1 protein-coding gene is annotated in these 11,807 nt (G+C 71.8%); it reads left to right on the forward strand.

The window, feature by feature from the left end; genetic code table 11:
• A partial coding sequence (locus D7X74_RS32820) for a non-ribosomal peptide synthetase (RefSeq protein WP_120536951.1) occupies positions 1 to 11,807 on the forward strand: 11,807 nt, incomplete at both ends.

The following is an 11,807-nucleotide window of genomic DNA, read 5'->3' on the forward strand; positions in this document are numbered from 1 at the left end:
CCTGTGCGTGGAGCGGGGCGTGGGGATGGTGGAGGGGATGCTGGGCATCCTCAAGGCGGGGGCGGCGTACGTGCCGCTGGACGCGGGCTATCCGCGCGAGCGTCTGGCGTTCATGGTGGAGGACGCTGGGGTGGAGGTGCTGGTGACGCAGGCGTCGCTGCGAGGCGCGCTGCCAGAAGGCGCATCGCAAGTGGTGGGCCTGGACGAGGGTGAGCTGGACGCGGAGCCGACGCACGCGCCGGAGAGCGGCGGGGAGTCCGGGGACCCGGCGTACGTCATCTACACGTCGGGAAGCACGGGCAAGCCGAAGGGCGTCTGGGTTCCGCACCGGGCGGTGGTGCGGCTGGTGGTGGAGACGAACTTCATCCAGCTGACGGAGGAGGACCGCATCGCGCAGGTGTCGAACGCGTCGTTCGACGCGGCGACGTTCGAGGTGTGGGGCGCGCTGCTGCACGGCGGCCGGCTGGTGGGGATGTCGCGGGACGTGGCGTTGTCGCCGGCGGCGTTCGCGGCGTACCTGCGCGAGGAGCGCATCAGCACGCTGTTCGTGACGTCGGCCCTGTTCAACCAGTTGGTGGCGCAGTCGGCGGAGATGTTCCAGACGGTGCGTCAGCTCCATGTGGGCGGCGACGCGGTGGACCCGGGGGCGGCGCGGGCGGTGCTGGCGCGGGGCGCGCCGGGGAAGTTCGTCAACGCGTACGGCCCCACGGAGAGCACGACGTTCGCGGCGTGGCACGCGGTGGAGGCGCTCGCGGCGGACGCGGTGACGGTGCCCATTGGCCGTCCGCTGTCGAACACGGAGCTGTACGTGCTGGACGCGGAGCTGCAGCCGGTGCCCGTGGGGGTGCTGGGGGAGCTGTACATCGGCGGTGACGGCCTGGCGCTGGGCTACCTGGGCCGGCCGGAGCTGACGGCGGAGAAGTTCGTCCCGCATCCGTTCCGCACGCAGGCGGGTGCGCGGCTGTACCGCACCGGGGACCAGGTGAAGCAGTTGCCGGACGGCAGCGTGGTGTACCTGGGCCGCCTGGACTCGCAGGTGAAGGTGCGAGGCTTCCGCATCGAGCTGGGCGAGGTGGAGTCCGCGCTCAGCCGCTGCGAGGGTGTGTCCGAGAGCGTGGTGGTGGTGCGGGAGGAGACGCCCGGCATCAAGCGGCTGGTGGCGTACGTGGGCGGCGCGGAGGCGACGCGCCCCACGGTGGACGCCCTGCGGACCGCGTTGAAGGGCCTGCTGCCGGAGTACATGGTCCCGGCCACGTTCGTGATGCTGGAGTCGCTGCCGCTGACGCCCAACGGCAAGGTGGACCGCAAGGCGCTGCCGGCGCCGCAGGGTGAGCGGCCGGATTCGGGCAAGGCCTTCGTCGCGCCCCGGACGCCGGAGGAGCAGACGCTGGCGGCCATCTGGGCGTCGGTGCTGGGCGTGGAGAAGGTGGGCATCCACGACAACTTCTTCGCCCTGGGTGGCGACTCCATCATCAGCATCCAGATCATCTCGCGCGCCAACCAGGCCGGTCTGCGCCTGATGGCGAAGCAGCTCTTCCAGCACCAGACGGTGGCGGAGCTGGCCCAGGTGGCCACCGCCGCCCTCGCGTCCCAGGCGGAGCAGGGCATCGTCCGGGGGCCCCTGCCGCTCACGCCCATCCAGGCGTGGTTCTTCGAGCGGGAGCTGACCCAGCCGCACCACTTCAACCAGGCGGTGATGATCGAAGCGCGGCAGCGCGTGGACGCCGGACTCCTGGAGAAGGCGCTGGCGCGGTTGGTGGAGCACCACGACGCCCTGCGCCTGCGCTACGTGCGCGGCGAGTCCGGGTGGATGCAGGAGAACGCGGGCCTGGAGCAGCCCGTGTCCCTGCGGCGTCAGGACGTCTCCGCGTTCGCGGGGGACGAGGATGCGCAGCGGCGGGCCATCCAGGTCGCCGCGACCGGGCTGCATCAGAGCCTGCGGCTGGAAGAGGGCCTGCTCCTGCGCGCCATGTTGTTCGAGCGCGGCGAAGGCCAGACAGAACGCCTGCTGCTCGTGGTCCACCACCTCGCGGTGGACGGCGTGTCGTGGCGCGTGTTGCTGGAGGACCTGAACACCGCGTACCAGCAGCTGCGTCGCGGCGTGCCCGTGGCGCTGCCGGCGAAGACGACGTCGTTCCAGGCGTGGGCGCGCAGGCTGGAGGCGCACGCGCGCAGCCCGGAGCTGGAGTCGGAGCGGTCCTTCTGGCTGGGCGGGACGAAGGAGGTCGCGCCGCTGCCGGTGGACCACACAGGGCCGAACACGCTCGCGTCGGCGGACAGTGTCCGCGCGGTGCTGGAGGCGGAGGAGACGCGCGCCCTGTTGCAGGAGGTGCCGGCCGCGTACCGGGCCCACATCAACGACGTGCTCCTGGCGGCGCTGACGCACGCGCTGACGCGCTGGACGGGGCAGGACCGGGTGCGCATCAACCTGGAGGGCCACGGTCGCGAGGAGCTGTTCGCGGACGCGGACATCTCGCGCACGGTCGGCTGGTTCACCACGGTGTACCCGGTGCTGCTGGAGGCCCCGGCGGGAGGCTCGCTGGGCGACGGGCTGCGCTCCGTGCGGGACACGCTGCGGCGCCTGCCGAACAAGGGCCTGGGCTACGGACTGCTGCGCTACCTGGGCGACGGCGCGGAGGCCGCGAAGCTGAAGGCGGCGTCACCGGCGCAGGTGGCCTTCAACTACCTGGGCCAGTTCGACGCGATGGCCGCCGGAGAGTCGATGTTCGGCCTCGCCAAGGAGCCCGCGGGCCCGGGGCAGGGCGAGGGCGGTTTGCGCACCGCGCTGCTGGAGCTGAACGGTCTGGTCATCAACGGCCGGCTGGAGCTGTCCTGGACGTACAGCGCCAACGTGCACGAGCGCTCCACCGTGGAGGCCCTGGCGGAGTCGTTCCTCGGGGCGCTGCGGAGCCTCATCGCGCAGCGCGAGTCGGACGATGCGAAGCGCTACACGCCCGCGGACTTCCCGCTGGCGAGGCTGGACGCGCCGGGCCTTGCGCGCCTCCAGACGGGGGCCCCCGACCTGGAGGACGTGTATCCGCTGTCCCCGCTCCAGCAGGGCATGCTCTTCCACGCGCTCCTGGAGCCCGCGTCGGGCATGTACTGCGAGCAGATGGCGTGGAGCTTCCACGGCACCGTCAACCTGCCGGTGATGCGCCACGCGTGGGAGCTGCTCGTGGCGCGCAACCCCGTGCTGCGCACGTCGTTCGTGTGGGACGGACTGCCGGAGCCGTTGCAGGTGGTGCACGCGTCAGCGGAGCTGCCGTGGCGGGAGCTGGACTGGCGCGGCCTGTCGTCCGAGGAGCAGCAGGAGCTGTTCCAGCAGTACCTGGTGGAGGACCGCGCGCGGGGCTTCGACGTGGGTCGCGCGCCGCTGCTGCGGCTGACCGTCATCCGGCTGGATGAGCAGGTGCTGCGCTGCCTGTGGAGCATCCACCACCTGCTGCTGGACGGGTGGAGCATGTCGCTCCTCATCCAAGAGCTGTTCGGCCTCTACCGGGCGTTGGATCAGGGGCTGGCGGTGCCCACGGAGCGCGCGGTGCCGTACCGCGAGTTCATCGGCTGGCTGCAGCGTCAGGACGCGTCCCGGATGGATGCGTTCTGGAAGCGCGAGCTCGCCGGCCTCCATGCGCCCACGCCGCTGCCTTACGACGATCGCGCGGCCCAGGCGAAGCTGCACGCGCAGGACCACGCGGAGAAGTCCACCCGTCTGTCCGCGGCCTCCACGCTGGAGGTGGATGCCTTCGTCAAGCGTCACCAGCTCACGCTGAACACGCTGGTGCAGGCGGCATGGGCGCTGGTGCTCGCGCGGCACAGCGGCGAGGCGGAGGTGGTGCTGGGCGCCACCGTGTCCGGACGTCCGTCGGACCTGCCCGGCGTCGAGCGCATGACGGGCATGTTCATCAACACGCTGCCGGTGCGCGTGCCCGTGCCGGCGCGTGAGCCGGTGGTGCCGTGGCTGCGCGAGCTCCAGGCCCGGCAACTGGAGCTGCGCCAGTACGAGCACAGCCCGCTGGTGCGGGTGCAGGGCTTCAGCCAGGTGCCACGCGGCACGCCGCTGTTCCAGAGCCTCTTCGTCTTCGAGAACTACCCCATTGATTCGACGCTGAGCCAGCGCGCCAGCGTGCTGGAGGTGCGCGACGTCCAGGGCAGCGAGCGCAGCAACTTCCCGTTGACGGCGTCCTCCAGCCCCAGCCGCGAGCTGCTGCTGAAGCTGGCCTTCGACACGCCGCGCTTCGAGACGGCGACCATCGAGCGGCTGCTGGGCCAGTGGAAGCGCGCGGTGGAAGGGCTGGTGGCGGCGGAGTCGGGGCGCGTGTGGCAGGTGGGCGTGCTGTCCCAGGAGGAGCAGCGGCGGGTGCTGGTGGAGTGGAACCAGACGGCCGCGGAGTACCCCCGCGAGGCGAGCATCGGCGACGTCTTCGACGCGCAGGTGGCGCGCCGTCCGGACGCGGTGGCGCTGGAGGCGGGCGACGTTCAGCTCACGTACGCCCAACTGAACGCGCGGGCCAACCAGCTCGCGCACCTGCTGCGCAAGCGCGGCGTGGGCCCGGAGTCGCGGGTGGCGCTGTGCCTGGAGCGCGGCGTGGACCTGGTGGTGGCGCTGCTGGCCATCCTCAAGGCGGGTGGCGCCTACGTGCCGCTGGAGGCGGACTACCCGCGCGACCGTCTGGCGTTCATGTTGTCGGAGGCCGGTCCCCGGGTGCTGGTGACGACGCGCGAGCTGGGCGCGCGCCTGCCCACCGAGGGCCTGGACGTGCTGTGCGTGGAGGAGGAGCGCGAGTCGCTGTCGCGTCAGCCCACGTCCGCGGTGGTGAGCGGCGTGGAGGGGGGCAACCTGGCCTACGTGGACTTCACGTCGGGCAGCACGGGCCGGCCCAAGGGCGTGTGCACGGAGCACGCGGGCGTGCTGCGCACGGTGCTCAATCCCAACTACGCGCGGCTGGAGGCAGAGGACACGCTGCTGCTCGTGGCGCCGGTGTCCTTCGACGCATCGACGCTGGAGGTCTGGGGCGCGCTGCTCAACGGCGCGCGGCTGGTGGTGTACCCGCCGGTGCCAGTGGGCGACGTGAAGGAGATGGAGGGCGTGCTGAAGCGCCACGGGGTGACGGTGCTGCACCTCACCGCGGGTCTCTTCACGCAGATGGTGGAGGGCAACCTGGAGGGGTTGCGCGGGGTGAAGCAGCTCCTGACGGGTGGCGATGTGGTGTCGGCGCCGCACGTGGAGCGCGCGCTGGAGGTGCTGGGCGTGACGGTGACGGCCTGCTACGGGCCGACGGAAGGCACGCTCTTCACGAGCTGCCACCGCATGGAGACGGTGGAGTCCGTGGGCGCGACGGTGCCCATCGGCCGGCCCATCGGCAACACGCAGGTGTACGTGCTGGACGGGCAGTGGCAGCCGGTGCCGGCGGGCGTGGCGGCGGAGCTGTACGCGGCGGGCGACGGTCTCGCGCGCGGCTACCTGGGCCGGCCTGAACTGACGGCGGCGGCCTTCCTGCCGAACCCCTTCGGCCCTCCGGGCAGCCGCATGTACCGCACGGGCGACCTGGCGCGGTGGCGCGCGGACGGCGTGCTGGAGTTCCTGGGGCGCGGCGACACGCAGGTGAAGGTGCGCGGCTTCCGCGTGGAGCTGGCGGAGGTGGAGGCCGCGCTGGGCCGCTGCGACGGCGTGCGCGAGTGCGTGGTGGTGGCGCGCGGCGAGGGCGCCGGGAACAAGCGGCTGGTGGCGTACGTGGTGGGCGAAGGCCTGGACGTCGCGAGCGTGCGCTCGACGCTGAAGGACGCGGTGCCGGAGTACATGGTGCCGTCGGCCTTCGTCGTCCTGCCGGCGCTGCCGCTCACCGCCAACGGCAAGGTGGACCGCAAGGCCCTGCCGGAGCCGCGTGAGGCGGGCGTGGAGGTGTCCGGGACGTATGTGGCGCCCCGGACGCCGACGGAGGAGGTGCTCGCGGGTGATTGGGCCCAGGTGCTGGGCGTCGGTCGGGTTGGCACGCGCGACAACTTCTTCGAGCTGGGCGGACACTCGCTGCTGGCGACGCAGGCCATCTCGCGCATCCGCTCCTCGCTGGGCGTGCAGTTGCCCCTGCGGGCCCTCTTCGAGGCGCCCACGGTGGCGGAGCTGGCGCTGAAGGTGGATGCCGCCGCGCTGGGCGCGAAGGCGCCGCCGCTCCTGCCCGTGGCGCGCACAGGGCCGCTGCCGCTGTCGTTCGCGCAGCAGCGCCTGTGGTTCCTGGATCAGCTGGAGCCCGGCTCCACGGCGTTCAACATGTTCACCGCCCTCCGCCTGGAGGGCACGCTGGACGTGGCCGCGCTGGAGCGCGCGTTCCAGGAGCTGGTGCGGCGCCATGAGTCGCTGCGCACGACGTTCCAGGCCGTGGGCCAGGAGCCGGTGCAGCGCATCTCGCCCGTGCCGGAGCAGGTGCTCGCGCGGGTGGACCTGCGCGCGCTGGAGGAGAGCGAGCGGGAGCTGGAGGCCCGGCGCGTCGCGGGCGTGGAGTCGCGCTGGCCCTTCGACCTGGGCCGGGGGCCGCTGTTCCGGGCCACGCTGCTTCAGTTGGGTGAGCGGCAGCACCTGCTCCTGCTGGCCAAGCACCACATCATCTCCGACGGCTGGTCCATGGGCGTCCTCGTGCGCGAGGTGACGTCCCTCTACGAGTCGTTCCGCACGGGTCAGCCCTCGACGCTGCCGGAGCTGCCGGTGCAGTACGCGGACTACGCGGCCTGGCAGCGCGGCTGGCTGAAGGGCGACGCGCTGGAGGCGCAGCTGTCCTTCTGGCGAGGACAGCTGGGAGGCGCGCCGCGCCTGCTGGAGTTGCCCACGGACCGGCCGCGTCCGGCGGTGCAGGGCACGCGCAGCGCCATCCTCCACCGGATGCTCCCGGAGCGGCTCACGCAGGCCCTGCGCACGCTGGGGCAGCGCGAGGGCGCGACGCTGTACATGACGCTGCTCGCGGGCTTCCAGGTGTTGCTGTCGCGGCACAGCGGCCAGACGGACATCGTGGTGGGCGCGGACATCGCGAACCGCCACCACGCGGAGACCGAGGGGCTCATCGGCTTCTTCATCAACCAGCTCGCCCTGCGCGCGCGGCTTGAGGATGACCCGACCTTCCTCACGCTGCTGGGCCGGGTGAAGGACACGGCATTGGGGGCGTACGCGCACCAGGACCTGCCGTTCGAGGAGCTGGTGAAGGCGCTCAACCCGGAGCGCAGCCTCGCGCACGCGCCGCTGTTCCAGGTGAAGCTCATCCTGCAGAACACGCCCACGTCCGCGCTGGAGCTGCCGGGGCTGACCTTCCGCGCCTCGGGCGCCGAGTCGGTCTCCTCGAACCTGGACCTGACGCTCTCCATCACGGAGACGCCGCAGGGCCTGTCGTGCCAGTGGGTCTACAGCACCGACCTGTTCGACGCGTCCACCATGGACCGCATGTCCACGCGGCTGCGCGCCCTGCTGGAGTCCGCGGTCGCCGAGCCCGCGGCGCGCGTCTCCTCGCTCACCGTGCTGTCCGCGGAGGAGCGCCGCACGCTGTTGGAGGACTGGAACGACACCGCGCTCGCGCTGCCCGAGGACGGTGGGCTGCACGGCCTCGTCGAGGCCCAGGTGGAGCGCACGCCGGACGCGGTGGCCGTGGAGTTCCAGGGCGAATCGCTGACGTACCGCGAGCTGAACGCGCGCGCCAACCAGCTCGCGTGGCACCTGCGCGGCCTGGGCGTGCGCGCGGAGACGCGCGTGGGCGTGTGCCTGGAGCGCTCGCTGGAGCTGGTGGTGGCGCTGCTCGGCGTGCTCAAGGCGGGGGGCGCATACGTGCCGCTCGACCCGTCCTATCCCTCCGAACGACTGGGCGCGATGTTGGAGGACGCCCGCGTCCCGGTGGTGGTGACGCAGGACACGCTGGCGGACGAGGTGCCCTCGCGGGGCGAGTGGCTCCTGTCGGTGGACGCGGAAGCGGCGACCATCGCGCGCAAGTCGAAGGAGAATCCCCCGTCGCTGACGGACGCCCGCAACGCGGCCTACGTCATCTTCACCTCCGGCTCGACGGGGCGCCCCAAGGGCGTGCTGGTGGAGCACCGGGGCATCCGCAACACGATCCTGCGCACGGTGGGGGACTTCGACGTCCAGCCGGGTCGGCGCGTCCTCCAGTTCACCGCGTTCGGGTTCGACGCGTCCGTGCTGGAGATCTTCGGCACGCTCGCGGGCGGAGGCACGCTGGTGCTGGTGCCGCGTGACGCGCTGCTGCCGGGGCCAGAGCTGACCGCGCTCCTGCGCGACCAGCACATCACCACCTCCGTGCTCCTGCCGCCGGTGCTCGCCGCCCTGCCGCAGGAAGCGCTACCGGAGCTCCAGACGATCATCTCCGGCGCGGAGGCCCTGCCGTCCGAGCTGGTGGAGCGCTGGGGCGTCGGACGCCGGTTCGTCAACTGCTACGGCCCCACGGAGATCAGCGTCACGGCCACGAGCGCCGAGGTCGCGCCGGGCGAGGGTCGGCCCGGCATCGGTCGGCCGTACCCGAACACCCGGCTGTACGTCCTGGATGGCACTGGGCAGCCGGTGCCCACGGGCGTGCTGGGCGAGCTGTTCATCGGCGGCATGGGCGTGGGGCGTGGCTACCTGGAGCGCCCGGACCTGACGGCCGAGCGCTTCGTGCCGGACGCCTTCGGTGGTGAACCGGGCAGCCGGCTCTACCGGACGGGCGACGTGGTGCGCTACCGCGCGGACGGCCAGCTGGAGTTCGCGGGACGCGCGGACCACCAGGTGAAGCTGCGCGGCTTCCGCATCGAGCTGGGCGAGATTGAAGCGGTGCTCGGCCAGGACTCCACCGTGCGCGACGTGGTGGTGGTCGCGCGCGAGGACGTGCCCGGCCAGAAGCGGCTCGTGGCGTACGTGGTGCCGCACGAGGAGGAGACGGTCGACGCGGAGGCGCTGCGCCGGTTCGTGAAGGAGCGGCTGCCGGAGTACATGGTGCCGTCGGCTGTCGTGTCGCTGGACGCGCTGCCGCTGACGCCGAACGGCAAGGTGGACCGCAAGGCGCTGCCCCGGCCGGACGTGCAGCGGCTGGCGGCGGAGCCGGAGGAGGCCGCGCCCCGTCCGGGCGTGGAGACGACGCTCGCGGGCATCTGGGCGGAGCTGTTGGGCGTGGAGCGCGTGGGGCGGACGTCGGACTTCTTCGAGCTGGGTGGCCACTCGCTGCTGGCGACGCAGGCCGTGTCGCGCATCCGGCGGGCGTTCCGCGTGGACCTGCCCGTGCGGGCGTTCTTCGAGATGCCCAACGTGGCCGCGCTGGCCGCGTGGCTGTCCGCGCACGTCCAGGCCTCGGGCCCGGAGGTGCCGCCGCTGGTGCCGGTGTCGCGCGAGCAACCGCTGCCGTTGTCGTTCGCGCAGCAGCGCCTGTGGTTCCTGGATCAGCTGGAGCCGGGAAGCCTCGCGTACAACATCCCGTTGACGGTGAGCCTGGAGGGCGCGCTGGACGTGCCCGCGCTGGTCAGCGCGTTCCAGGAGATCCTCCGCCGCCATGAATCCCTGCGCACGGCGTTCGGCGTGCACGCGGGCGAGCCGGTGCAGGTGATCTCCGGCGTGCCCGACGTGGCGCTGGAGGTGGTGGACCTGGGGACGTTGACGCCGGAGGTGGCGGGAGCGCGGCTGGAGCAGCGCGCGCTGGAGGAGTCGCGCCGTCCGTTCGACCTGTCACGCGGTCCGCTGGTGCGGGCCACGTTGCTGCGTCAGGACGCGCACCGGCACATGTTGTTGCTGACCATGCACCACATTGTCTCCGACGGTTGGTCCATGGGCATCTTCATGCGGGAGATGGCCGCCCTGTACGAGGCGTTCCACGCGGGCCGACCTTCACCGCTGCCGGAGCTGCCGGTGCAGTACGCGGACTACGCGGCCTGGCAGCGCGGCTGGTTGAAGGGTGACGCGCTGGAAGCGCAGCTGTCGTACTGGCGTGAGCAACTGCGAGACACGCCGCGCCTGCTGGAGCTGCCCACGGATCGGGCCCGGCCGACGGTGCGGACCCACCGCGCGGGGACGGTGCCGACGGAGTTCCCGAAGGAGCTGTCGGAGAAGCTCCAGGCGCTCAGCCAGCAGGAGGGCGCGACGCTGTACATGACGCTGCTCGCGGGCTTCCAGGCGTTGCTGTCGCGCTACAGCGGACAGACGGACATCGTGGTGGGCACGGACATCGCGAACCGAAATCACGCGGAGACCGAAGGGCTCATTGGCTTCTTCGTCAACCAGCTCGCCATGCGCACGCGGCTGGATGACGCCCCGACCTTCCGGATGCTGCTGCGTCGCGTGAAGGACACGGCGTTGGGGGCGTACGCGCACCAGGACCTGCCGTTCGAGGAGCTGGTGAAGGCCATCAACCCCGAGCGCAGCCTGGGCCACGCGCCCGTGTTCCAGGTGAAGCTGTCGCTCCAGAACACGCCTGCGGCCTCCATCGAGCTGCCGGGGCTCAAGCTGCGCTCGCTGGGTCGTGATGAAGGCGCGGCGAAGCTCGACCTGACGCTGTCCTTCAAGGACACCGGCGCGGGACTGGTGTGCATCAGCGACTACCGCGCCGACCTGTTCGAGCGGACGACGGTGGAGCGGATGATGGAGCACCTGCGGGTGCTGCTGGAGGGCGTGGCGGCGAACCCGGATGTGTCCGTGGGAGCGCTGCCCCTGTTGGACTCCACCGAGCGGCTGCTGGTGTTGAAGACGTGGAACCAGACGGCGGAAGCGGTGCCGTCGAAGAGCATCCCCGAGATGTTCGAGGCACAGGTGGAGCGGGTGCCCGGTGCCATCGCTGTGGTCGCGGATGGGAAGCAGCTGACGTACGCGGAGCTGGACGCGAAGGCGAACCGGCTGGCGCGAGCGTTGGTGAAGGAAGGCGTGGGCCCCGAGGTACTGGTGGGCCTGTACGTGGAGCGCACGGTGGAGGCGGTGGTGGGGATGCTGGGCATCCTCAAGGCGGGCGGCGGCTACGTGCCGATGGACACGTCCTTCCCCGCGGCGCGCGTGAAGGCGATTGCCGAGGACGCAAGCCTGCGGGTGGTGGTGACGCAGCGGGCGTACGCGGAAGACGTGGCGGGACTGGGGTGCACCACCGTCGTCGTCGAAGCGGTGGAAGAGGCGGGCGGAAGCACCGAGCGCGTGGAGTCAGGCGTGCTGGGTGGAAACGCGGTGTACGCCATCTTCACGTCGGGCAGCACGGGACGTCCGAAGGGCGTGGTGGTGGAGCACCGGCAGCTGGCCAACTACGTGGAGACGATTCGGGGCCGGCTGAAGCTGGTGGAGGGGATGAGCTTCGCGTCGGTGACGACGCTGGCGGCGGACCTGGGGCACACGGCGGTGTTCCCGATGCTGTGCGGAGGGGGGACGCTGCACCTCGTCGCGAAGGACATGGCGTCGGACGCGGAGGCGTTGGGCGCGTACATGCAGGCGCACCGGGTGGAGGGCTTGAAGGTGGTGCCCTCGCACCTGCGTGCACTCTTGAGCGGGCCGAATGCGAAGCAGGTGCTGCCGCTGAAGCGGCTGGTGGTGGGCGGCGAGGCGTCGGACAGGGCGCTGGTGGAGACGGTGCGGAAGCTTGCGCCGGAGTGCGCGGTGTTCAACCACTACGGCCCGACGGAGACGACGGTCGGCGTGCTGACGAACGCGGTGGAAGGGGCGTGGGACGAAGGCACGGCGACGCTGGCGCTGGGGCGTCCGATTGGGAACGCGCGGATGTACGTGCTGGACGCGAGCGGGCGTCCGGTGCCGCGAGGGGTGGCGGGAGAGTTGTACGTGGGCGGGGCGGTGGTGACGCGCGGTTACGTGGGCCGTCCGGAGC

Origin of the sequence: Corallococcus sp. CA047B (assembly GCF_003612065.1) — a bacterium.
Classification (GTDB): domain Bacteria; phylum Myxococcota; class Myxococcia; order Myxococcales; family Myxococcaceae; genus Corallococcus; species Corallococcus praedator.